At 41.2% G+C, this 25,473-nt stretch carries 23 protein-coding genes; all 23 read right to left on the bottom strand.

All coding sequences use genetic code 11. The features are described 5' to 3' along the window. Positions 1–167: 167 nt before the first annotated feature. A complete protein-coding gene (locus DWX96_RS04585; RefSeq protein WP_242988734.1) occupies positions 168–4,742 on the bottom strand; it encodes an alpha-amylase family glycosyl hydrolase in 4,575 nt (1,524 codons plus the stop codon). A gap of 307 nt (positions 4,743–5,049) precedes the next feature. Next, a complete protein-coding gene (locus tag DWX96_RS04590) occupies positions 5,050–6,120 on the bottom strand; it encodes a PucR family transcriptional regulator (protein WP_118056871.1) in 1,071 nt (356 codons plus the stop codon). A gap of 239 nt (positions 6,121–6,359) precedes the next feature. Next, positions 6,360–7,472 (bottom strand): ABC transporter ATP-binding protein, encoded by a 1,113-nt coding sequence (locus tag DWX96_RS04595; RefSeq protein WP_118056872.1) that lies wholly within the window; start codon positions 7,470–7,472, stop codon positions 6,360–6,362. Between the two features lie 229 nt (positions 7,473–7,701). Next, on the bottom strand, positions 7,702–8,343 hold the full coding sequence (locus DWX96_RS04600) for a phosphoribosyltransferase (RefSeq protein WP_022242471.1): 642 nt from the start codon (positions 8,341–8,343) through the stop codon (positions 7,702–7,704). Between the two features lie 24 nt (positions 8,344–8,367). Continuing rightward, positions 8,368–8,802, bottom strand: a complete 435-nt coding sequence (locus DWX96_RS04605) for a dUTP diphosphatase (RefSeq protein WP_118056873.1) — start codon at positions 8,800–8,802, stop codon at positions 8,368–8,370. 22 nt (positions 8,803–8,824) lie between these two features. Next, entirely contained in the window at positions 8,825–9,835 is a 1,011-nt protein-coding gene (locus tag DWX96_RS04610; protein WP_118056874.1) for an NAD(P)H-dependent glycerol-3-phosphate dehydrogenase, read from the bottom strand. A gap of 15 nt (positions 9,836–9,850) precedes the next feature. Then, positions 9,851–10,507: a glycerol-3-phosphate 1-O-acyltransferase PlsY gene (gene plsY, locus DWX96_RS04615; RefSeq protein ID WP_022242468.1), complete on the bottom strand. Its 657-nt coding sequence runs from the start codon at positions 10,505–10,507 to the stop codon at positions 9,851–9,853. Positions 10,508–10,511: 4 nt separating this feature from the next. Further along, positions 10,512–11,834, bottom strand: coding sequence for a ribosome biogenesis GTPase Der (gene der / locus DWX96_RS04620; protein ID WP_118056875.1), 1,323 nt, complete (start codon positions 11,832–11,834; stop codon positions 10,512–10,514). Then, a complete protein-coding gene (locus DWX96_RS04625) occupies positions 11,827–13,155 on the bottom strand; it encodes a DUF512 domain-containing protein (RefSeq protein WP_022242466.1) in 1,329 nt (442 codons plus the stop codon). The genes der and DWX96_RS04625 overlap by 8 nt, the downstream gene beginning before the upstream one ends. A gap of 89 nt (positions 13,156–13,244) precedes the next feature. Then, the gene (locus DWX96_RS04630; protein WP_118056876.1) at positions 13,245–15,158 is read right to left on the bottom strand and encodes an ABC transporter permease; all 1,914 of its coding nucleotides are present in this window, start codon (positions 15,156–15,158) and stop codon (positions 13,245–13,247) included. Beyond that, positions 15,133–16,032, bottom strand: coding sequence for an ABC transporter ATP-binding protein (locus tag DWX96_RS04635; RefSeq protein ID WP_118082969.1), 900 nt, complete (start codon positions 16,030–16,032; stop codon positions 15,133–15,135). Before DWX96_RS04635 ends, DWX96_RS04630 begins: the two co-directional genes overlap by 26 nt. Then, positions 16,016–16,402: a GntR family transcriptional regulator gene (locus tag DWX96_RS04640; RefSeq protein WP_117840827.1), complete on the bottom strand. Its 387-nt coding sequence runs from the start codon at positions 16,400–16,402 to the stop codon at positions 16,016–16,018. The genes DWX96_RS04635 and DWX96_RS04640 overlap by 17 nt, the downstream gene beginning before the upstream one ends. A 250-nt stretch (positions 16,403–16,652) precedes the next feature. After that, positions 16,653–17,234 carry a methyl-accepting chemotaxis protein gene (locus DWX96_RS14725; protein WP_117840826.1) on the bottom strand — a complete coding sequence of 194 codons (582 nt, stop codon included), beginning with the start codon at positions 17,232–17,234 and terminating at the stop codon, positions 16,653–16,655. A gap of 85 nt (positions 17,235–17,319) precedes the next feature. Then, positions 17,320–18,180, bottom strand: coding sequence for a peptidoglycan editing factor PgeF (gene pgeF / locus DWX96_RS04650; protein WP_118056877.1), 861 nt, complete (start codon positions 18,178–18,180; stop codon positions 17,320–17,322). A gap of 114 nt (positions 18,181–18,294) precedes the next feature. Then, positions 18,295–18,654: a YraN family protein gene (locus DWX96_RS04655; RefSeq protein ID WP_022242460.1), complete on the bottom strand. Its 360-nt coding sequence runs from the start codon at positions 18,652–18,654 to the stop codon at positions 18,295–18,297. A 68-nt stretch (positions 18,655–18,722) separates the two neighbouring features. Beyond that, on the bottom strand, positions 18,723–19,067 hold the full coding sequence (locus DWX96_RS04660) for an EscU/YscU/HrcU family type III secretion system export apparatus switch protein (protein WP_117698192.1): 345 nt from the start codon (positions 19,065–19,067) through the stop codon (positions 18,723–18,725). Between the two features lie 3 nt (positions 19,068–19,070). Next, positions 19,071–20,783, bottom strand: a complete 1,713-nt coding sequence (fliK, locus tag DWX96_RS04665; protein WP_158561815.1) for a flagellar hook-length control protein FliK — start codon at positions 20,781–20,783, stop codon at positions 19,071–19,073. 38 nt (positions 20,784–20,821) lie between these two features. Then, complete coding sequence (locus DWX96_RS04670) at positions 20,822–21,592, bottom strand: ribonuclease HII (protein WP_118056879.1); 771 nt, start codon at positions 21,590–21,592, stop codon at positions 20,822–20,824. A 35-nt stretch (positions 21,593–21,627) separates the two neighbouring features. Continuing rightward, entirely contained in the window at positions 21,628–22,191 is a 564-nt protein-coding gene (gene lepB / locus DWX96_RS04675) for a signal peptidase I (protein ID WP_117840820.1), read from the bottom strand. A 48-nt stretch (positions 22,192–22,239) separates the two neighbouring features. After that, positions 22,240–23,091, bottom strand: a complete 852-nt coding sequence (gene ylqF / locus DWX96_RS04680; RefSeq protein ID WP_117840819.1) for a ribosome biogenesis GTPase YlqF — start codon at positions 23,089–23,091, stop codon at positions 22,240–22,242. A 30-nt stretch (positions 23,092–23,121) separates the two neighbouring features. Further along, positions 23,122–23,709, bottom strand: a complete 588-nt coding sequence (gene lepB / locus DWX96_RS04685; RefSeq protein ID WP_199534925.1) for a signal peptidase I — start codon at positions 23,707–23,709, stop codon at positions 23,122–23,124. A 225-nt stretch (positions 23,710–23,934) separates the two neighbouring features. Next, positions 23,935–24,288: a 50S ribosomal protein L19 gene (gene rplS / locus DWX96_RS04690; RefSeq protein ID WP_022242453.1), complete on the bottom strand. Its 354-nt coding sequence runs from the start codon at positions 24,286–24,288 to the stop codon at positions 23,935–23,937. Positions 24,289–24,403: 115 nt separating this feature from the next. Continuing rightward, entirely contained in the window at positions 24,404–25,459 is a 1,056-nt protein-coding gene (locus DWX96_RS04695; RefSeq protein ID WP_118056880.1) for a type IV pilus twitching motility protein PilT, read from the bottom strand. Positions 25,460–25,473: the final 14 nt, after the last annotated feature.

The following is a 25,473-nucleotide window of genomic DNA, read 5'->3' on the forward strand; positions in this document are numbered from 1 at the left end:
GAATAGTATGTCAATCTTCTGTCCTGATTTATTCCTTTTGTACTTTTATTTATCCAAGAGGGACAAAAGGGGAAAGGGCAGCTTTCGCTGCCCTTTCCATCTATCCTCTTATTTCAGACGATATACATTATAAAAACTAAACTCTCCTGTTTGCAGTTTTTCTCTGCTTAGACTCTTTTACGTCTTCTGTAAAGTACAACTACCGCTGCTCCTGCAACGAATAACAATACTACCATGCAGGCAATCGGAGTATTATCTCCTGTCTTAACCTGCTTCTCTGCTGTTACAACAGGTGTTGCATTCGGAGTTGTAGATGCTGCTGGTTTCATATCTGTATTGCTAAGTACAATAACATACTCAGATGCATGTGAGAATTTGAAATCAACGGTTCCGTCTGCATTTACCTTTACAGCCTGAACATATTCTAATGCTCCGGTCTTTTCATTGTAATAGTAAAGGTTTGCATATTTTCCACTGTTCTCTGCACCAACGTTGACACGAAGTGTAGCATCAAATCCAAATGCTCCGTCATGTGCCAGTGAAAGTTCAATGGTCTTGTTGTCTCCAGCTAATGCTTTAATCTTATCAGCCGGGATGCTGCTCTTACCTACGGTTACACCGAGGTCTATTGCATCTTTTAATTTACTTACAATGTTCTTTCCGTTTACAATCCAGCTTACGTTGTCGTTCAGCTTGAAGGTAATGGTAATATCTTTTCCAATCATGCCATTGAATACTGCTGCTGGAACTTTTGTGGTATCTGGCATTGTAACATTAATCTTTGCTGTATCTCCCACAGCATCAATGGTATCAATTACTTCCTGAAAATCTTTACCCGGAACAGTAATGTCAAGATTAATCTTTTTATCTGCTCTCAGCACTACAGTACCGCCATCCTTTGCTGCCGGAATGGTAACTGTTACTGTCTTATCAGAAGAAACAGTATATGTTTTACCATCATAAAGATTTACAACTGTATTTCCTGCATATGCATTAACCGGAACTTTTACTTCTTTTGCGGTATCCTTGATATTCATACCAACATATAAGGTTGTTCCTCCATAGGATCTTGAAACTACATCATAGCCTTCCTCATCAGAACTTGCCACAACCTTTCTACTTCCTCTTGCAAATACATCTGTGTATGCATTACGGATGCTCAGCAGATTCTTATAATGCTGATAAGTTACATTGTCCTCTGTTGCCAGAGAGAAATCCATGTCATATCTATTAGTCTGGTATGGATAATTATTTAATCCGCTTAAACCAACTTCTTCACCATAATAGATCACCGGAATACCCTTTGCAGTAAGCTGTAAGGTAGCTGCAACTAACGCTGCTGATGTTGCCTCATCCTCGGTATATCCTTTTCCGTTCATTAAGGACGCCTTAAATCCATCTTCATCATGACTGCTTAAGAACTGACCTGTCATGTATGCGTTATTAAGTGCTGTATTTCTGGAAGAAAGGAAGCTTTCTACAGAAGAAATATTACCACTGACAAAGCTTGTTGCCTGGTCATTAAAATCAAAATCAAGGTCTGCATCCATCTGACCGGTACCTAAGGTACTACCATTTGACGCATATCCTGCGCCATAATATTCTCCAATCATCTTGAAAGACGGATTTACTTCTGTTGTAGAATTTTTAAGTGCTGCCCATGTTGTGCTGTCAACATGCTTTACTGTATCTACACGGAAGTAGTCAACACCATAATCCTTCATCCATGATGTCTGCCATTCTACTAATTTTGCTCTGACATCTGCCTTCTCTGTTGCAAAATCCGGCAAGCCAGACTGCCATGATTTAATATCGCCTTCACTGACACTCTTATCCCTTAGCATATCAGCAAATGTTGATTCTGTACCATATCCGGCATGGTTTACAACAATATCAACCATAATACGCATGCCACGATTATGTGCTTCGCTAATCATAGTTTCAAATTCTTCTGTTGTACCAAGTGTAGGATTCAATTTTGTAAAATCACTTGCCCAGTATCCATGGTATGCTGCATTATAAGGAACATCTTCTGAACCTTCATCTGTTACAGCTACACCTTTCACATTCTCTACTATTGGTGTAATCCAAATTGTATTTACACCTAAATCCTGTAAGTAATCTAACTTAGCTGTTACACCTGCAAAATCTCCACCATGATACAGTCCCGGATTGTCTCCATATGTATCTGCACCACTTGCTGTATTATTAGATTCATTACCATCAAAGAAACGGTCTGTCACCATAAAGTAGACAACAGATTCATCCCAGTCGAAATCATTTTTGTTTTCCTTCACACGGTCTGTAATTTCAACATCCACTGTAGTACTGAATTTATTACCGTACTGGTCTGTTACAGTAATTGGTAATGTCTTAATTCCTAATGTTGTATCTGTTGTAGCAGAAATGGTAACTGCCTGCAATTCCGGTTCAATCGGCATTGCATTGCTTCCGCCAAGGGAAGAAACATCGATACTTGCGCTAGCTACTTCAAGTTTCTGAGTGTCTGTATCAGCCTGTTCAACCTTAAACTTAACAACATCATTTTCATTGTAGTTAAAGGATTTATTCATAACTTCTGCTGTAACTGTTGCATTTAATTTATAGTATTCAAAATATGAGTAATCTGCTTTCTTGTACTCTTCACTGTTTGAATTGAATGCATCTACAACATAAGTTCCATTTGCTTTGTAACGATAATGTGTTTTGCCATCTGTCAAGCCGCTCTTTACATACTCAAAACGCTTTGTTGTATCATTGTATGTCATTGGATACTCTGTTCCGTCTACATCAACAGATACAGTCATATCCTTTAAGGTGCCATCTACAAATGCTGCATCATCACGATAGTAGTATGATACCTGTTGTTTTTCTGCATCTACTTCATAGCCAACATTATATGGCATAGCAATTTCCGGCTCACTGCCGGCTTTCATGCTGGCGTATATAACCTTCTGGTCAGAAGGGAATGTAACGGAATGGTCTCCACCATCTTTAATCCACGGATCAACTGTTGAATCTAATGCGATACAAAAATCAACCTTTGTACAGGATGGTTTTGCTGGAATTGTTATTGTCCATTTATCTCCACCTACGTATGTAAAATCGGTTAATGCTGAAGCATATCCTGATGACCATGTATAGAACTGTGGTGTAATTCCTTTTTCTTTTAATCCTGGATTCTCATAATCCAATACAAGGTATCTCTTTTCCATTGGTACGATTACAGGCTTCTCATGAACCGGATCTGAACCATCCACATAATATAATACTTCATTCTCATCACCGCTTATTGTAAAAGAACGGTCTGCGGTATCAGAGCCGCCATCCCATCCCTGTGTTATGTCATAACGTGCCTTTAATCCTACTGTTTTTCCCACATTACTGCCGGCAACTGTAATGGTCTTTTTAAACCATGTCACATTATTTGCAGCATCATATTCTGTTTCATCAAAAACATATGATCCATTTAATCCGGCATTCCACATCCACATATCAACTTTTCCCATGTCTGTGTCTGTTGATAAATCTTCATTGTAATAATACATTGTAAATGTATGGTCTGGAACCGGTGCCTCCCAGCTGTCCGGTGCTGTTTTATATACAGTTGTATCACCACCAGCTTTGGTTCCGGTAACCCAGAGCTCAGTACTTGTTGATGTTACAGAGACATCAATATTATCCGTCTGTGCCCCACTGTTATTATTGAAAATGCAGCTGAAATTCTGTTTTACATCCTGTGTATATACTACATCATACCATCCTGAATGGTCAGCATTTTCTGAAATCTGTCCGCCCGGCCATTCTTTTCCAACACCGGCTCCTGTTGCAGAGGGATCTGCTCCCCACATATGATTGTAAATAGTGCTTCCCATTCCTGATGCAAGATAATGAATGGTTGTAACATATTTCCAATCAGCAGGTTTTGTCTCTGACAAAGAACCATCGAACCAGTACTCTGCTTCTGCCTTTCCTTTTGTAGAAAGTGTTACTCCGTCTAACTGGTTTCCATGTCCATCATCATTTAAAATGAGATCATAATCTGTGCTGTTATCTAATGTCAGATGCATTGTATACCAGCCTTCATGACCTTCTGCTGCAGTCATGGTTTTTCCCGGCCATTCACCTGCCGGCTTATTGGTCTCATGATATATATATGCCGCAACATCATCGCCTAATGTGCTCTTATAATTAATTGTCAGATCACATTCTGTTGGTACAGACTCTGGAATCAATGTTTCATTCTTTGAAGCATCCTTATACCACTGATATTTTCCCTTATCATCCAATAAACAATAAATGCTTGTATCAGAAGTAAAAGTCTTTATCTGCTCAATTGCAGCTCCTTCTGTCTTTATCTCCGGTGCAGCCTTCTCAGTAGAACCTGCATCAACAAACTGAAAACCTGTCCACTCACTGCTCTGTACATCTACATAATAGAGTCCAGAACTCTCCTCATATGCAAGCTTTGGTTTTTCCTGATCGCCCCATTGTGAAATGGCGGCATTTCCTGCGTCATGGTTATTTACCGTAGCACCGGCAGCCCAGACATTGACAACCGGTGTATTCCATGTACTTGGTTTGTCCAGGTACAACCGGATTGTCGGGCTCGCAGCATATGCAGTGGTTGCACCACCGATTGCCGGAACCATGGTCACAATCATGGCAAGTGCAAGTATCATACTGAAGATTCTGCTTACAATACCATGTTTCCTGTGAAAGCGTTCTTTTAACTTTCTCATCTTTCCCTCTCCTTTTCATCGTTTCATTTTATATTTTCCTGCGATTACGTTTTCCCTCCGATTACGTTTTCGCAGTTTTTCGATAATTAATTATATTCTAATTTTTTTACTTTCGCTATCCGCAAATAAACTAAAAAAGAAATTCTTTTTTGTGCATTTTAACTAATTTCTGTCTTGAAGTGCATTTTTACAATTCATTTTATACAATTTTCGCATGATGTTTTTTTCGAAAAAAGGACAGCACCGATTGGTACTGTCCCCTGCAATTTACATAATTGAATTTTCATGATTCTGCAAAATAAGGCAGCTAATTCTGGTAATCCATATGCGCAATGACCATCATAGCAATCTTAAAAGTCATGGCATCCTCGAATTTGCGGATATCAAGTCCAATCATCTTTTCCAGGCGTTCTAAACGGTATACCAGAGTATTCCGGTGGATGTACAGCTGCCTTGCTGTTTCTGAAATATTCAGGCTGTTCTCAAAAAATTTCTGGATTGTCACCATCGTTTCATCATCTAAATCAATATTCCGCTCACCAAAAATCTCTTTGATAAACATTTCGCAAAGGCTCATCGGAAGCTGGTAAATCAGTCTGCCGATGCCAAGCTTTCCGTAGGAAATGGTTTCCTCTTCTACATTAAAGATTCTTCCTACTTCCAGTGCCATCTTGGCTTCCTGATAAGATTTGGCAATATCCTGCAGGGTATTTACCGTATTGCCATAACCCACGCGGACACGCACCATCGCTTCTGCATGCAGATTGTCTACAATTGTTTTCGCCAGATTCAGTGCTTCCTCTTCTGTTTTCAAATCTGTTGCATCCTTAATCAGGATAATGTTCTGCTCGTCTAACTCTGTCACAAAATCCCGGTTGCGGTCTGCAAAAAGATTCTTCACCATTTCTACAATAACAGAATCTTTTCTGCCATCTACTTCTATGACATAAACCAGACGCTTTGCCTGCTCAATATGCAACTTTTTTGCCTTATTATACATATCTACAACCAGCATATTGCCAAGAAGGATATTCTGCATAAAGTTGTTCTTATCCGACTGTTCCCGGTTGAAGGCAATCAGATTCCGAATCTGGCATACTGCAAGTCTTCCCACCATATATGCTTCATCATTAGTGGAGCGTGCCAGAAGAATATATTCCACTTCCTGTTCAGCAATTACTTTAAAGAAATGAAAGCCCGACAGCATCTGGCTTTCTGCCATGGATGCTGCAAAATTCACAACCTCTGCACACATATCTGTCTCAATCTGAAATGTTGCTGCAACCTGCTTCCCGTTTTCGTCATAAAGGGCAAGTCCGATTTTGGATATATCACTGATTTCTTCTAATGTTGTCTGTAGCTTATGATTTGAAAGCATTCTGCGCACTCCTTATTTATATATAATGTGAGAAAAGACTTTTACTGATGAACAAAGAATGTGCCTTGGCACATTCTCGTGCCTGCGGAGGTCGCTTGCGACATCTACCTTATACGCCGCAGTGCGCATCCTCGCGGAGCGTTTTTTACTTTACAGGAAAGCAATTTCCTGTAAAGTAAAAAACCCGGATGCATATAGCACCCGGGTTATTGCACTATATTCAGTTCGATTGTACCGAATTAGTTAGTAATTGTCAATTCAGTCTCTTTGTCGAATACATGAACCTTCTCAGGATCGATAGCAAGTTTGATATGGTCGCCTAAACGAGCCGGTGTTCTGGAATCAACCTTAGCTGTCATCTGAGCTCCTGCAGTTTCGAAGTATAATAATACTTCAGAACCAAGTAACTCATATCCGGTTACATCTGTCTCAATAATGCTGTCTTTAAAGGTTTCAATTGTAATCTGGGAATCATCGATATCTTCTGGTCTGACACCCATAACAACTGTCTTTCCGTTGTAGTTGCCTTCGATTAATTTCTTAGCTTTTGCTGGCGGTAATACAACAGTTGTATTGTCAAATGTAAGGGAAACTTTCTCTCCTTCAATATTACATTTAGCATCTACGAAGTTCATCTGTGGGGATCCGATGAATCCAGCTACAAATAAGTTATCTGGCTCATTGTATAATTTCTGTGGAGAATCAACCTGCATGATAACACCATCTTTTAATACAACGATTCTGGTTCCTAATGTCATAGCCTCTGTCTGGTCATGTGTTACATAGATAATTGTAGCGCCTAATCTATGATGCAGAGCGGAAATTTCGGAACGCATCTGTACTCTTAATTTTGCATCCAGGTTGGATAAAGGCTCGTCCATAAGGAATACCTTAGGATTACGAACAATTGCACGACCCATAGCAACACGCTGTCTCTGTCCACCGGAAAGAGCCTTTGGTTTACGGTCTAATAATTTTTCAAGGTCAAGAATCTTAGCTGCTTCTTCAACTTTTCTCTTAATTTCATCCTTCGGAACTTTTCTTAATTTTAATCCGAATGCCATATTGTCAAATACAGTCATATGTGGATACAGAGCGTAGTTCTGGAATACCATTGCGATATCTCTGTCTTTTGGTTCTACGTCGTTAACGAGTTTTCCGTCGATGTATAATTCTCCGGAAGAAATCTCCTCAAGACCTGCAATCATACGAAGTGTAGTAGATTTACCACATCCAGATGGTCCTACGAAGATGATGAATTCCTTATCTTCTACTTCAAGGTTGAAATCCTTAACAGCTTCAAAGCCGTTTGGATAAACTTTACAAATGTTTTTTAATGATAAACTTGCCATTGGTTTAACCTCCTAATGTTTTGTTCGTTTTTAACTGTCCTTATCATACAGGATATTGCGCACTTTGGCTATGCGAGGATTCCACAAAGATTTTTCTTTTTTTTGTATGTTCTGACTGATATTCTGTGCATTTTTTTATCTCTTCGTCAGAGTGACGAAAACCCATCTCTTTCTTGTACAATCCGACGAAAGAAATGGGTTTTCACTTTAGAAAATGTTTATCTTTTCTTTATAATTTAGAGTATCCGTAACCATTTACCATGGCCTCTAACTTCATGCCTTTTGCACAATACGGACAGTCATGCTGCTCATATGCCTGATAGCCCGGTACATCTTTCTCGGTAAAGAGACTTTCTACTCTGTGACCGTCTACTTCCTTAACAGTGGAGAAGATTGCTACTACATCTTCAATAATTCCACCGTAATACCGGATGCACTCTAAGCATCTTCTGATTGTCTCACCGGTTGTTGTTGTATCCAGCAAAAGCACGATATGTTTTCCGGTAATCATATTTTTGGTATTATCACGGAAAATCATCTGACCGCTGCTGTTCATCTCCGGAGAAATAACATAAATAGTCTCATGCAGATTGGTTGACATAAAATCTCCCTGTTCAAAACGCTCTGCTAAAAATCCGCCAATCATTTCTGTTCTGTCCATACATACAACGGTATCTACATAGGATGGATTACCGGTCTTCTGGTAAAGCACTTTTGCAGCTTCTTTTGCCTCTTTCACGCGGGCTTTCATACTGGTTACATCAATATAGTAATTGATGTGCGAATGACTGGTGGCAAAATGCCCCGGTATTGCATGTAATGCAAGATTGTTGTTTTCCTTTGAATAAAATTTGACCATACGTTCTTCCATTTGATTTACCCCCTGTTTGATAATTTACTGGATTCCGGTACTTCCGAAACCACCTCTGTCCTGGTTGCCCAGTCTTTCTACTTCTTCAAAATGAATCTGCGGCTGATTCTCTACAATACGGAACTGTGCGATACGGTCATTAACATGAATCACGGTATCACGCATTGCAATTGCAGGCAGTCTCCACATATCATTGTCTCCGCAGTAGGAACCGTCTACAATTCCGCAGCTGTTTGCCTGAATAATTCCGAAATTCTTATAAGTAGAACTTCTTGGCATAATGTGTGCTTCATATCCCTTTGGCAGCTCCATTGCCACACCAAGAGGAATCAGTTTAAATTCTCCTGCTTTCATTTCGACTTCTTCGGATGCACGAAGATCAATCCAGTCGGATTTGCCATCGATATATGTAAGCTTTTCGATTTTATCTGTAAAATATTTGATACGAATCTTTTCCATTCTGCTAAAAACTCCTTTTCTCCTACTGCCATTCCAGGTCGTCATGCTCTACTTTTTTATCTCTGAGCATCAGTTCTTTTACTGCTTCTTTCGCAGGTTTATCTTCAAACAATACTTCATTGACCTGTTCAATAATCGGCATATCTACATGATATTTCTTTGCTAAAGCAATTGCTGCTTTGGCAGAATAGACACCCTCAACTACCATCTTTACTTCATCCATTGCCTGCTGCATGGTATATCCCTGTCCCATCAGATATCCGGCACGACGGTTTCTGCTGTGCTTGCTGGCACAGGTTACGATTAAATCACCCATTCCGGTCAGTCCGCTTAAGGTCTCATATTTTGCTCCCATGGCAATAGCAAGTCTTCCCATCTCGGAAATTCCACGGGTAATGAGTGCTGCCTTGGTATTATCTCCATAACCTAGTCCGTCTGCCATGCCGGCCGCCAGTGCAATGACATTCTTTAAGGACGCTCCGATTTCCATACCCAGTACATCCGGACTGGTATAGACACGCAGTACTTCGCTCATAAAAGTATTCTGAACCAGTTCTGCTGTGGCACGCTTCTTTGCTCCTGCTACCAGGCTGGTCGGGATTTCTTTTCCTACTTCTTCCGCATGGCTTGGTCCGCATAAAACCGCCACCTCACATTGTGGAATCTCTTCCATAATGATTTCAGATAAAGTCATTAACGTATTCTCTTCAATTCCCTTTGCCACGCTGACAATAAGCTGTCCCTCTGCTACGAACGGGCTCATTGCTTTTGCTGTGCTTCTGGTAAATGGAGAAGGCACTGCTAAGACGAGCATGTCTTTTCCCTCGATTGCTTCTTTTAAATCTGTTGTGAACATAATATCATCCGGTAAAATAACGCCCGGAAGTTTTTCTGCCTGCTCATGCTTTTCCTTTAACATTTCAATTTCCGGTGCAAGTGCAGACCAGATTGTAATCTTATGACCGTTTTTATGTAATACCACCGATAAAGCAGTTCCCCAGCTTCCGGCTCCAATGATACTGATATCAGACATTTGTTTTTTCCTTTCCTATGCTTCCTGTTTCTTTGAATGGAAACTGAATTTGTTCTCGGTTCCCTTAAGAAGTCTTCCGATGTTGGCATGATGTAAAATGATTGCCAGTCCCGCCACAAAACCGAATACAATATACACCTCCGTCAGATACTGCTCCGGTACGGAAAGCAGTCCCATCTGTCCGAATACGATAATCTGTATTTCAAGACTGATTACACCAAGTATGGAACCCAAGGAAACATACCGTGTGATTGCTACCACAAGAATAAAAATTCCAAGGCTTATTGGCACTGCCAGCGGACAGAAGCCAATCAGAAGACCACCGGTACAGGCAATTCCCTTTCCGCCTTTAAATTTCATATAAGCCGGGAAATCGTGACCTAAGATGCAGCCCACACCAGCATAAAGCTCTAAGACCTTCACACTGTCCGGATAACGGTTCCGGAAAATGAGCCATACAATGACCATTGCCATAAATACCTTGCACACATCACCGATCAAGGTAAGAATGCCTGCCTTCACGCCGAGGTTACGCATGGTGTTGGTAGTTCCTACATTTCCACTGCCCACCTTACGTAAATCCACATTTTCTTTCTTTCCATATAAGAAGCCGGATAAGAACATACCGCATAAATATCCGATTCCTACTGATATTACACGTCCGAATAACATTTTATTAATCTTCCTTTCTTTCCCTTATAATGAATTTCAGGGAAGTACCCTTAAAGCCAAATGCTTCCCGAATCTTATTTTCCAGATATCTTGTATAGGAAAAATGCATCAGGTTCTTGTCATTTACAAAGATAACAAAAGTTGGCGGTTTTACCGCTGCCTGTGTAATATAATATAATTTTAAGCGTTTTCCCTTATCCGTTGGTGGCTGCTGCATGGCAACTGCCTCTGCCATAATCTCATTTAATACACCGGTTGCCACACGCATGCTGTTATTTTCAAGCACTACATCAATGGTCTCAAAAATCCTGCCGGTACGCTGTCCGGTCTTGGCTGAAATAAATAAAATCTCTGCATATGGCATGAAGCTTAAAATCTGACGGATTTTCTCTGTATGCTTGTAAATGGTCTTATCATCCTTTTCAATGGCATCCCATTTATTCACTGCAATGATAATTCCTTTGCCTCTTTCATGGGCAATTCCAGCAATCTTGGCATCCTGCTCCGTTACGCCTTCTGTAGCATCAATTACAATAATGACCACATCTGCACGTTCCACTGCTGTTACTGCCCGGATGATACTGTAACGCTCTAATTCTTCTTTAATCTTATTCTTTCTCCGGAGTCCTGCCGTATCAATAAATACATATTCTCTGCCATTATATTTTATATCGGTATCAATGGCATCTCTTGTAGTTCCGGCAATATCAGAAACAATCACACGGTTTTCACCCGTCAGCTTGTTAATCAGTGATGACTTACCTACGTTCGGCTTACCTACAATGGCAATACGCGGTCTGTCATCTTCTGTTTCTTCTAACATTTCCTGGGTAAAATGCTTTGCCACTTCATCTAACAAATCACCGATTCCAAGTCTGGATGCTGCAGATACCGGAACCGGGTCACCAATTCCAAGATTATAAAATTCATAAACATCCGGCATATATTTTTTAAAATCATCTACTTTATTTACTGCAAGAATAATTGGCTTCTTGGAACGGCGCAGCATGTCAGCTACTTTCTGGTCTGCATCTACAAGCCCCTGTCTTACATCCGTAATAAAAATAATGACATCTGCGGTATCAATGGCTATCTGTGCCTGCTCCCGCATCTGGGATAAAATAATATCTCCGCTGTCCGGCTCAATACCGCCGGTATCAATTAAGGTAAAGTTATAGTCAAGCCAGGATACTTCGGCATATATACGGTCACGGGTTACACCCGGAGTATCCTGTACGATAGAAATTCTTTCACCTGCCAACACGTTAAAAAGTGTTGATTTTCCTACGTTTGGTCTGCCTACAATAGCTACTACTGGTTTACTCATTCTGTCTCCTTCCAAGGACTGCATTCAGCAAATCCTGCCCGCTTGATTTTACAATATCTGCCTGTACTTGTAAAGTTCTTTTCAGCTCCGTCAATGTGATGTCATCTAAGAAAACATCCTCTCCCATACGCAATACATTGCATGGCAGCAGTATCTCATCTCCCAAATCTTCGTCCTTAAGCTGTGCGATAATATCCTGTCCGGTCAGAAGTCCTGCAACGGTAATCCGTTCTCCGAAGAAATCGTTTCGGATCACGCGGACCCGTATCTTTACATTTGGAAACTTCTCCTTCATTTCTCCTGTCAGTTCCTCCAAAATCGGTCCTGCCAGCTTTCCGGTTACCAGCGTAACTGTCCTTTTCAGATTGGCATCACCTTTTTCTGCTGCAAGTGCCTCCCGGAATTCATCCCGCAGCAGTGTAATCATTCCCACGCCATTTTCCAGCTGGATATACCCATCATAGTTTTCTGCAGACGGAAGAGGCTGCTCTGCCAGAAGATACCACTCGTCTCCTCCATGCACAAAGTGTGTACCGAAATGCTCCATGCAATAATCCTGCCAGCGGTGAATCTGCTCTAAGACTTTTCCTGCATCCTCTTTTTCAAAAGCTTCCAAAGGATATAAGCCCTCCCGGTATTTTGTCAGGCCGACCGGTACAATAGAAAGGCTCTGCATATTTGGAATGTATTCTGTCAGATCACGGATGGTCCGCTCTAACTCTTCGCCATCATTGACGCCCTTGCAGAGTACAACCTGTCCATTCATTTCAATTCCGGCATCTGATAAGCGTTTGATTTTCTTTAAGGCTTCTCCAGCGAAACGGTTGTGCAACATGGTACAGCGAAGCTTCGGATTCGTGGTATGCACCGACACATTAATCGGTCCAAGATTGTAGTATATGATACGTTCAATATCCTTATCCTTCATATTGGTCAGCGTTACATAATTCCCCTGTAAGAAGGAAAGTCTGGAATCATCATCTTTAAAATAAAGTGTCTCACGCATGCCCGGCGGCATCTGGTCAATAAAACAGAACATACACTTATTGGAACAGGATTTGTAATCGTCCATCAGCCCATTTTCAAATTCGATTCCAAGGTCTTCATCATAATCTTTTTCAATTTCCAGTTCCCACTCTTCGCCATTATTCTTTCTTACTACCACCAGAAGATACTCGTCCTCTGTCAGGAACTGGTAGTCAAATACATCTTCTATTTCTTTGCCATTAATGGAAATCAGTTCGTCTCCCGGCTCAAGCTCAAGCTCCATGGCAATACTGTCCGGTTTTACTCCACTGATGACATGTTTCTTTGTATGCATAAATTATTTTCTCAATCTTTCTATATTATAATACCTCTCTAGTTTACAATAAAAAGGGCAGAATAACAACAGTTATTCCACCCTTCCACTTATTCCTGCTCCATGCTCATGCTTCTGTCTTCCATTTCCTGTAATGTCATCAGTTCATCCTCTGACTCAATGATATGTAACTCCAGCAGTTTGTTAATCGTGTATACACAACGATCATTCAAATTCAAATTGAAATAATAATCTTTACTGTTTTCCATTCCCCACATCCGTTGTTCTCTCCTGGTAAGCTGGATTCCCTGACTGTTATAGACATGCAGATACAGTCCATTGATATACGTATGTTTATAGTAGTTATCATTTACTGTATTCAGATAAATATGTCCTGCCCGGATGTCCTTAAGATAAGCATCATATATTTCCTGTGCCCGCTCATCATTTATATTAATGCTGTCATATTCCAAATTCTGGTCATAGGCATCAAACTCCATTGAAATAATATGATTATTCGGATCATCATAATTCACCATCAGATTCCCCTTGAGATAATTCTCTGGATCCATAGACATAGCATAAATTCTTGAAACAACCGAATCTGCATTTTCATAATAATTTTTAGCAGCCGGTACATCATAGCTTCTTACCATAACGCTTCCGTCCGCAAGCTGATAATCAATCTCCACCCACTGCAATGCCTTATCTAAATCAGACGAGCCCTGATATGCCTGAAATTCCTTCTTTGAATCAATAATCTGCTGATGAATACTCATAATTTCATCAATTCCGCTTTCTGAATTTTCTTCTATATCAAAATAGCAGTTAATATTTGCTGCGACAATTTCCTTCTTATCCGGGATTTTATTTTCCAGTCCGAAAGCATTCCATTTGATGCAAAAAAGAAATACGACTGAAATTCCTAACATGACGCCGCATTCTAATAATCTCTTTTTGGTCACTACACGCAGCTTCTTCGTCAAAATCATTTCCGCAATGAAAAATGCCAGAAAACCTGCAATCAATGTTGTAAATAAAACCATCAGGAAATTGCCCAGTGATGTATGTACCAGCACGCCAAACAGTCCGCTCAGCAGAATTGCAGTAAGAAAAGCCACACAAAAAGCCATTCCCCAGCGGAACACCGGGCGGGTTGCCGGAATTGTAAGCACATCTCCCGTGGTTTCCAGTTTACGTTTCTGATAAAGCATGCAGGATATTACTATCAGCACCACTCCCACCAGCACATAGATCCCTACAACCGAAAGGCCAAACATATGGTATTCTATCCTGTCCTCTAAATAGTCATACTCTACTCCCACCTTATTTGAAAGATATATCACCGGTGATAAAATACTATTCATACGGTCAGCATAAGAATTCGCCATACCATAGCCAATTGTACTAATCATACATGTAATCACATAGCGGCATCCTATATATAATACGTTCAGAATAATCGTAAATACCGGCATTGCCAATAACTGACCGGTAAACATGCCAACGAAAATTGCCATACTGTAGAAGAAAAAGCCCTCTCCCGTCAGCATCAGTGCCCACGCCAGCAGATACTGCAGACTTGTAATTCCCTGCATAATGCAGCATACTGTTCCAATAATAAACGCCAATAGTACAGGAACCACAATCATGCAGAATCCTGACAGGAAATTACTGATAAAAAGTTCTGTTCTTTTCAATGGCAGTGAATGAAACAGATGTGAGCTTCTGTTATTATAAAGATAATAAAATACTGCCATTGCTACAATAATTCCAATTGCCAGACTAAGGAGTGCAATAAGCGCACCGCTTCCATCCGAAAACAGAATCTGCATAAAATTATTCATTTTTATTTCTTTAATTTCCTGTGCTGAATAACCTTCATAAGAAATCCCGGAATTCACTAACAGCCGCAGAGGAACCATACATAGCAGCAATATCGTATAAATCAACCAGACAGGCCAGAAATGCGTAATATTTTTCCAAAATACCGTCTTATTAAAGTAAGATGTCTTTGACCGCATAATCCGCACCTCCTAATTCGTAAATAAAAATTTCTTCCAATGTCAGAGGCAGCACATCAATCAGCATCGGCGAAGTCTGTTCTAACCGCAGCTTTGCCTCTTTGGGATTGCCTTTTACAATCATGGTATATACCCTTCCTGTACTGGACATATGTAACACTTCAAAATCAGCCGGAAGCTTCGGCATTCTTTCCTGATATGCCACCTGAATCTTACAGACACTTCCCTGCAGTTCGCTTAAGGAACGTTCCAGCATTACTTTTCCATGATGCATAATGCCCACATGGTCACAGACATCCTCCAGCTCTCTTAAGTTATGGGAAGATACTAACACCGTAGTTCCATGTTCTGCCACATCAGACATGATAATGCTCCAGATCTGCCTTCTCATTACCGGGTCTAGTCCATCTACCGGCTCATCTAAAATCATAAGCTCCGGTCTGCAGCTGATTGCCAGCCAGAAAGCCGCCTGCTTCTGCATGCCTTTCGACATTCTCCGGATAGACATCTTCGGATCAATATTCGAAAACGCATCCCGGATCCGGAAAAACAAATCTTCATCAAAAGTTTTATAGATTCCCTTATAAAAGCGTTTCATTTCCATGACATCTGCCTGCTGGAAATAGAAAAGATCATCCGGAATATATGCAAATCTGGCCTTTGCCTGAGGATTCTCATACACCGGCATCCCGGCTATTTCTATTTCGCCGGCATCCGGCTTATAGATTCCGGTAATATGTCTTATTATCGTAGATTTCCCGGCTCCGTTTGGTTCTACCAGTCCATAAATTGCTCCATCCTTTACATGCAGGTTTACACCGTCTAACGCCCGGAAATCTCCAAATGTCTTCACTACATTATTTACCCGTATCATGAATATATTCTCCTCCTTCCAGTTCCGTTATCCGATGTTTTAACTGCTCCGGCTCTACTGCCAGATACAGTAATTCTGATACGATTTCATCAAAATGTCCTTTTAATTCCACAGTTCTTGCATCCTTTACATGCTTCTGGGCAGCCACAAATGTGCCTTTCCCGGAAATGGTATAGACATATCCTTCTTTCTCCAGATCCCGGTATGCCCGCTGGATGGTATTCGGATTAATTGCCAGTGTTGCTGCCAGTTCACGCACAGATGGCAGTTTTTCATCCGCTGTCAATGCATTGGAAATCACAAGATGACGCATTCCATCTTTAATCTGTTCGTAAATAGGCTTTGCATCCCTGTAATTAAGCTGTATCACTTCGCTTCCTCCTTTTGGAATATCGTAGGTGTATTATCCGTATTACTTCAATTGATACGCACACTATAACATCCCAGCAGATGAGACACAAGAAAAATATCTGTATGATTTTATTAATAATTCCTTAATGCTGCTCGCGGAGCGTTTTTTACTTTACAGAAAAGCAATTTCCTGTAAAGCAAAAAAACGAAACCAGTTTGCACTGATTCCGTCTTTTTACACGATTCTATCTTCCTTTCATCAGGAAATATTATTCACATTTTTCAATTGCTGCAATTACTTCATTTAACTTCTGTAATTCATCTTTGATTTCGCGGTTGTTATTACCAAAGTCTGTTGCCAGTGCAGATACATTGGTTGCAACAATTGCGAATCCTTTTCCAGCCTCTCCTGCACGAGCAGCCTCAATAGAAGCGTTTAATGCAAGAATCTTCTGGTTCTTTTCAATCTTGTCCAGCTGTTTGGTAATATCATTAATCTTCTGGATGTATTCTGAGGTCTTCTGTACATTCTCATGAATATCAGAATTCTTCTTCTCTTCATCCATTCTCTTCTCTTCAGATGCTGCAAGCTGTGTCAGAACGATAGTCAGAGCTGCTATCTTAGATTTAGCTTCGTTTTCATCCTCTGCGTCTTCCTTCTTCGCATAAGAAAGATATCCAGCAATTTCAATTCCGGCTTTGATCACATCTCTGTATTCAGATGCTTCACCTTCCCCGATTGCTACACTTCCATCAGAATCCAGAAGTAATGGTTTTACTCCTGTTACGTTTTCCCATTGTGCAAAAAGTACCTCTATATCTTCTGCATTAAATATCTCATTCAACTGCATATTTCTGCCCTCCTAAATTATTTATCCTAATTATATCACATGTTTGCTTTGTGAACAAAAAAATTTTTCATTTTTTGACATTTTTCTATTTAATGCACAAAAATGCCCCAAGATTTCCTCTTCTTCCATGGCTTGCTCTATGCGAAAATAACAGTTCACTGTTACAGCAGGTACACACATTCGGTAAGATTAGTTTTTCCGGCAGGATTCCCGCATCTAAAAGCACTCTTTCATTGGCTTTCCAGAGATTTAACTGATACTTTCCATTTTCTTTCCGGTACATAATTTCACTGCCATGACCGGAAAACTCCTGCTCAAATTCCAGTGCCACATCTTCACTTACTTCATAACAGTCCTGGCAGATAGATGGGCCTATCGCACACCATACATCCTCCGGTACTGTTCCATATGCTTCTGCCATTGCTTTCAGCGTGGCTCTTCCCATTCTGTTAACCGTGCCCCTCCAGCCGGAATGGCTCAGTCCGATTGCCCTATGCTTTGTATCCACAAAGTAAAGCGGCACACAGTCTGCATAAAAGGTTGCAAGCATCAGCCCCGGCACATCGGTAATCAATCCATCCACATCATGATACGGCCGTTCCTTTGTCAGTCCGCTTCCTGCATCCTCTGCTGTTACTTTTCTTACATTGGTGGTATGGGTCTGGTCAGAGCAGACAACCTGCCCTGCTGGAACTTCCATTGCCTCAGCTACCCTGCGGAAATTTTCCTTTACTGCCTCTATGTCATCTCCACGGTTAAAGCTTAAATCCAGCGAAGAAAATTCATTCTTACTTACTCCACCCATTCTTGTGGTAAAGCAGTGTTTTACCATATCAAGTGCCTGCAACTGTGGATACTGCAGTAACACTAATTCTTTTTTCCCCGCATGGGAAAATACGGACGGTATCATGGTTCGTCCATCCTCTTTTATCTGAAATTCTGTCATTTTTCTTTTCCTGTTCTTATTTTTCCAGTTCCAACTCCATGCTGTAACGGATTCCATGCTGTAACTGGTTCAATTCTCCAGCATTCTTTTTCCTGTATCAAGTCTCATCTGTCACTAATAAGGCTCTATATAGGGGAAAGCATCCTTCAGCCACTGTATGTCCTCTCCTAATATTGCAATCACATCAAACCTGCAGGGCAGTCCCATCATATGTTTACACATCAGGTAATAATCTGCCACTCTTGATATTTTCCTTTGTTTGCGGTAATCTACCGCTTCCTGTGGAAGTCCCTTTCCGGTATCACTGCGGTATTTTACTTCTGCAAAAACAAGATATTTTCCATCTCTTGCAATCATATCAATTTCTCCGAACCTGCAGCGGTAATTCATCTCACAGATGCTGCAGCCGGATGCCTTTAAATACTCTGCCGCCTTTTTTTCATACTCACTGCCCATGCTGCGTTTATTTTCCATCCCTGCTCCCCTTTCTGTTATTCCTGCTATTTGGATTTCCACTATCCCGTTTGCCGTTACAGCTATTTTTATTCCAATTTACTGCGCAGCTTATCCATATCATCGACAAAGACAAGTATCTCTGCCACTACTTCATATAATTCCGGCGGAATCATATCTCCAATTTCAAGCCTGGATAAGGTATTTGCCAGCTGATTATCCTGATACAGCGGAACGTCTTCCTCTTTGGCTTTCTCAATAATTTTATCCGCAAGATACCCCTTACCGGTTGCCAGTATCTTTGGTGCCCTCTCTCCCGGCTCATATGCGATGGCAACTGCTGTTTTTTCTTTTGTTTTCTCTTTTTCTTTTGTTTTAGCTTCTCCGGCATTTTTCCCATCAAAGTCTGCCGGATGCCAGATTCCATTTTTCATAAATTACGCCCTCATATCAAAGGAATACCGATGCAGGATTCCGGCTGACGGATGCTCCTGCTGCATAAAATCTTCAACCAGATTTTTCTTTCCGGACTGGTTCTCCACCTGTACCGTACAGGAATATCCTTTCTCCTGCAGCCGCTGCATCAGCTCAGCCATATGTTCTTCGATTAAATCATAGGATTTCTCATCCTCCAGATAAAAATTCGTATGCACCTTTCTATCCTTCATCCGCACAGACACATCCGTTGCACCAAGGTTATCCATATCAAGATGTAAAAAGGCACTCAGTTCGCCATCCGGTCTGTCCACACCACTCTTATTAGTATAGACAAATAAATCTCCATGGGCATTCTGATTTGACATCCGAAGGGGAATCTGCACATAATGATAGGCATTATTAATCTGATTCATAAATTCAATATTCCCCTGCAGATTACTTACTGCTTTCGCAAGGGAAGTATTGCTCTGACCGGATTCCTGCACCAGCTCCTGCATCTTCTGCATCTGATTTTCCATCTTCTCATAAAGATGCTTGACAGCATCCCCTTTGATTTCTTCCGGTTTTAGTGTCCACTGCTGTTTTACCTCATATTCCAGCACTTTCTGATACTCTTTACTGGAAAACAGTTTCTTTGCAGAACCTCCGGTTAAACCCATTATCTCATCCAGTGCCTGATGCAGTTCTTTTAGAAATGCACCCGTAGAAAGATTTCCATTTAAAGCCCCCTCTGCGGTAAATAATTTACTGCCTGCAAGCTGTGGAAATTCTTTCAGAAGATTTGAAAAATCCTTCATCTGCCCCTCTGTAAACAATGCACCGACACTGCCCCTGGCATAATACTGCACGCCATCTAATGTTTCTTCTATGGATCCTGCTATCGTTTCAGCTTCTGCTAATTCCGTTCCTGTGATTTCTGTGGCAGCAAATTCTGACGCTCCTTCCAGTATGGCTCCTTCCTGAAGTTCCACCGGACTCCAGCTTCCTTTCTGTACTCCCTCTTTTACAATTACAGACATATCCAAAGAACCATCCTGCTTCAACACCTGATAGATTCGGCTTCCCAGTTCCAATGCCTCTGTCTCGGAAAGGTTTTCGTTCTGATATAATTTTCCGATGCTTTCCAAGACATCATCAAACTGTGAAGTGATTGCCGCCTGATCAGATTTATAATTTTCAAACTGCCGGATAAATTCTTCTGACATCGGAATGTCAAGCTTATGCATCAATACCAGTGACTTAATATCCGCATCCGGATACGCAGAAATACTGCGTGCCATATCCATCAGGCTTTCCCTGCCAATGGACATCTGCTCTTCCATCATGGAATTGACCATATCTATCATTCTTGGTTCTGCCGGAATGCCTGCTGCATCCAGTGCCTTTAACAACGTCGGATTATTGAGATTTCCATTGGTATAAGGTCGAATTTCAACGGTAGTTCCATCATTGGATTTCACCTGGAAAAACATCGCCTGACCAACGGCTAACTGTACGCCTGCTGCTATTCTCGCCTGAACAGTCTGGCCATTTGCCAGTCCAAGCGTAACCGTTCCGTTTTTGATATCATTTACGGTTCCTTCAAATACATTTCCTACCGTCATTTCCCGTACGGCTGATACCAGCTGCTGAACCCCCTGCTGCGGGGCTGTTGCTGTAGCTCCGGTAGCCGAACTTCTGTTGTATTGTGCTAACATGTCTGAAATCTGCATATCAATCACTCCACTCTGCATCGCCAATTTCTTTGGAATTATTCACTGTAAAAATTCTTAATAAAGGTTCTCCGGTGAATTGGTGTTGGTCCATATTCTTTGATTGCTGCAATATGGGCTGCGGAGCCATAACCCTTGTTATCCGCAAATCCATATTCCGGCATAATTTTCGCATATTCTTCCATCATGCGATCCCTTGTTACCTTTGCAATGATACTGGCTGCTCCAATGGAAATGCTCTTTGCATCTCCTTTGATAATCGGAACCTGACGGATATCTACTCCCGGTATTGTCACCGCATCATTTAATAATATATCGGGTTTTACTTTCAAATTCGTTATAGCCTGCCGCATAGCTTCATAAGTAGCCTGCAAAATATTAATTTCATCAATCCGCCCCGGACCTGCCATTCCAATTCCTGTTGCCACTGCCTTCTCCATAATTTCATCATAGAGTTTTTCACGCATGGATGCACTGAGTTTCTTGGAATCATTGATATATAAAATGTCACAATCCTTTGGCAGAATCACAGCTCCTGCCACAACCGGCCCCGCCAGCGGACCTCTTCCCACTTCATCTATACCGCAGATATAACCGGCATCCGCATATTCTTTTTCATACTTTTTCAGATTTTCAATCCGGGCATACTCTGTCTCAAGCTTCTGTATCCGCTTTCGTGCTTTTTCCACAAGGGTCTTTACGCCGCTTCGTTCATCTTTTTCATATCTTGCTATAAAATCAGGCAGCATACTGTCTTCTGCTGCCTGTAACTCTTCTTTGATTGCTCCGATTTTCTTCTCTTCTGCCATAATCACTTTATCCTCTGACTGCTCTTTCGTTTTTATTACTGATGCCGGATAAATCCAATTTTATCAAATGGATAGATTCTAAGCCATGCTTTTCCTATGATATCCGCCCGCTTGATATTTCCAACATCCGGGAACCTGCTGTCCTTGCTGTAATTGCGGTTATCTCCCATCACAAAATATTCATCCTCACCTAATGTAATCGGGTCTGATGCAAGTCCCGGGTCTTTAATAACCTCTCTTCCATAAGATTCTACCAGTTCTTCTCCGTTAATCAATATCTCTCCCTTATCGGTAATCTGTACCGTTTCTCCCGGCATTCCGATAATCCGTTTGATAAAATAAGTGTCTTCCTTATACTGATACGGAAATACAATAATATCAAAACGTTCCGGTTCATGAAACCGATAGGATATCTTATCTACAATCAGATTATCTCCATTGGTAAGGGTATTTTCCATGGACGAACCATCCACTCTGGTCCGCTGTCCAACATAACGTATCATCAAAAATGTCAGTACCACAATCACAATGAGATATAGTATGAAACTGACACTTTCCCTTACCGCCTTTCCTCTTTTGCCGTGTTCTTCTTCCTTCATATCTCCGTCTTGCTCCAACTCTTTTTGATTCCTGTTCTTATTTTTATCTTATGCTTCCACTTCCGGTTTTTCAAGTGAAATTTTACCGAGCTTTCCAGTACGGAATTCATCCAGCACCAGTGCAGCGGCTTTAGCATAATCTACTTCATTTCCTTTTTTGATACAGCCACGGTTTAAGGCAATTTTCTCCAACATCTCTGCCGGTGTTCCCTCTTCTTCCATTCCATATCTTTCCTTTAATACACCCGGATACTCTTCCCGCAGAATCTGAATCAGTTCCAGTGAAAGTTCATCAATATTTAAAATATCATCTTTGATAGAACCTATCAGTGCCAGTCTTAACCCAACGCTCTGGTCTTCAAACTTTGGCCATAAAATACCCGGTGTATCCAAAAGTTCTACATTCTTATTCAGGCGAATCCACTGCTTGCCCTTGGTTACACCCGGCTTATTTCCGGTCTTGGCGCAGGCTTTTCCTGCAAAAGTATTGATAAAGGTGGATTTTCCCACATTCGGGATTCCCACTACCATAGCCCGCACCGGACGGTTCTTGATTCCTCTTCGTAAATCACGCTCCGTCTTTTCCTTGCAGGCTTCTGCTATAATTGCAGACACCTGCTTCATGCTTCCTTTATTTCTGGCATCCATGCGTACTACATAATAGCCCTTTTTCTTAAAAAACTCTGTCCAGCCTTCATTTTTTCTTTCATCTGCAAGGTCAGATTTGTTCAACAAAATCAGACGGGCTTTTCCTTTTCCCAGGGTATCTATATCCGGATTTCTGCTGCTCACCGGAATTCTTGCATCCACCAGCTCTATTACTAAATCTACCAGTTTTATATCTTCCTGCATCTGACGTTTTGCTTTCGTCATATGTCCCGGATACCATTGAAACTGCATCTTATTTTCCTCTCTTCCCTTACTGTTCTTCTATTTGATAAAACCGATTTTCCGGAGCGGAGAAATCCGGAACCATGCTTTTCCTACAATATATTCCCGTTTTATATTTCCAATATTGGCATAACGGCTGTCCTCACTACTGTTGCGGTTATCTCCCAATACAAAATACTCATCTTCCCCTACCGTAATCTCTTCGGATGCCAGTCCTGCATCTTCAATGGCAGCTGTATCTACTTTTTCATCAAACAGCTCTCCATTTACATAGACTGCTCCATTCTTTATCTGTATCTTATCTCCCGGCACCCCAATGACACGTTTTACATAATAATGCGACTTTTCATTTCCATTTGGAAGAAATACAATAACATCATTTGCTTTTGGTTTCTTCAGTTTATAAACAAAACGATTAACCAGAATCTCTTCTCCGTTCTCTATCGTAGGGTTCATGGACTGTCCTACCACAGTGGTCCGAAGTCCGATAAAATATACAAATACAAATGAAATCACCAGGACAATTGCAATCTCAATGACCCAGGTGCCGATTTCCTTCAGCAGTGGTACATTTATTTTCTTTCTGCGTCTGCCAAAATTCAGACCACGAACGCTGCCTCTACGCATAATCTTATGTTCTCCTTCTTACCTAAATATCATTCGATCTATCTACAGAAACTGCCACCGGCAGCTTCTTACGAATACGTGGTAACTACGAGAAACACGCTTTGCGAGTTTCTCGAGTTATCGCGGTGCTCGCCAAATCTGCATGCAAGCATGCGATTTCTCTCGCTACTCGCGCAAATACAACAAGAGGGACGATACACATTGGCACGTCCCTCTGACAGATTCTTATTTTACTAACTCTTTTACTTTTGCTTTCTTACCGATACGACCTCTTAAGTAATTCAGCTTAGCTCTTCTTACTTTACCAGCTCTTACTACTTCAACCTTCTCTACGTTAGGAGAATGTAATGGCCAGGTCTTCTCTACGCCAACACCATTAGAGAATTTACGAACGGTAAATGTCTCACGGTTGCTTCCGCCCTGTTTCTTTAATACAACACCTTCGAAAACCTGAATTCTTTCACGGTTTCCCTCTTTGATTTTCGCATAAACCTTAACGGTATCTCCTACACGAAACTCTGGTGCATCTGCCTTTAACTGCTCTGCTTCAATGTTCTTAATAATTTCACTTGCGTTCATTTTGTGACCTCCTGTATATTTTGATGTTCTTAATGCATTCATTTGCAACAGAGGACCATCGCCTATTCACAACTGTTGTATTGTATCATGTTCTCTATGCCTCGTCAAGCTATTTTTATAAGCGTTTCTGTAACATTTCCGGATTGGATGCATAAACCAGTGCTGTCTCTTTTGTAATCTTTCCTTCCTGATACAATTTCAAAAGACTGCTGTCCATGGATATCATATCTTCCCGGTTCGAGGAATATACAACGCCGTCAATCTGTGGCACTTTATTCTCACGAATCATATTGCGGATTGCCGGTGTCACAGTCATAATTTCAAATGCCGGGATCACATTGCCATTCACATCCGGCACAAGCTGCTGGGAAACAATCGCCTGCAGCACCATGGAAAGCTGTACTGCAATCTGCCGCTGCTGATTTGCCGGGAACACATCAATGATACGGTCAATGGTATTAGCCGCTCCTATGGTATGTAAGGTGGATATAATAAGATGACCTGTCTCTGCTGCCGTCATAGCAACACCAATCGTCTCGTAATCACGCATTTCTCCAAGAAGGATCACATCCGGACTCTGCCGCAGGGATGCACGCAATGCCGTTACATAATTTTCAGTATCTACATTTATTTCACGCTGGCTGATAATTCCATGCTGATGGCTGTGCAGATATTCAATCGGATCCTCTAACGTAATAATATGCTTGGCACACCGGCGGTTCAGTGCATCTACCATGCAGGCTAACGTGGTAGACTTACCACTTCCTGCCGGTCCTGTTACTAATACCATTCCCTTTGGCTGCAGACCAAGGTCAATGATATTCTGTGGAATTCCAATGTCCTCCGGCTTCGGCAAATCAAAGGTAATCACACGAACCACTGCTGATAAAGCACCTCTTTGCTTATAAGCACTGACACGGAATCTTGACAGTCCCTGCACCGCAAAAGAGAAATCATCATCCCCATGCTTTAACAACCGGTCAATATCACGATGATCCGCCAGTTCATATATCTGCTCTAAATAATTTTCTGTCTCAGGAGGCATCAACCGCTCTCCCTCTTCTTTTATAATTACATTATTCGAACGATATGATATCGGAAGTCCGGCTACAATAAATATATCCGATGCGTGTTCCTCTACTGCTTTTCGTAATACTTCTTTTACATCCATAATTTTCCCACCAA

This window comes from Roseburia sp. AF22-2LB, from assembly GCF_003461125.1.
GTDB lineage: Bacteria > Bacillota > Clostridia > Lachnospirales > Lachnospiraceae > Roseburia_C > Roseburia_C amylophila.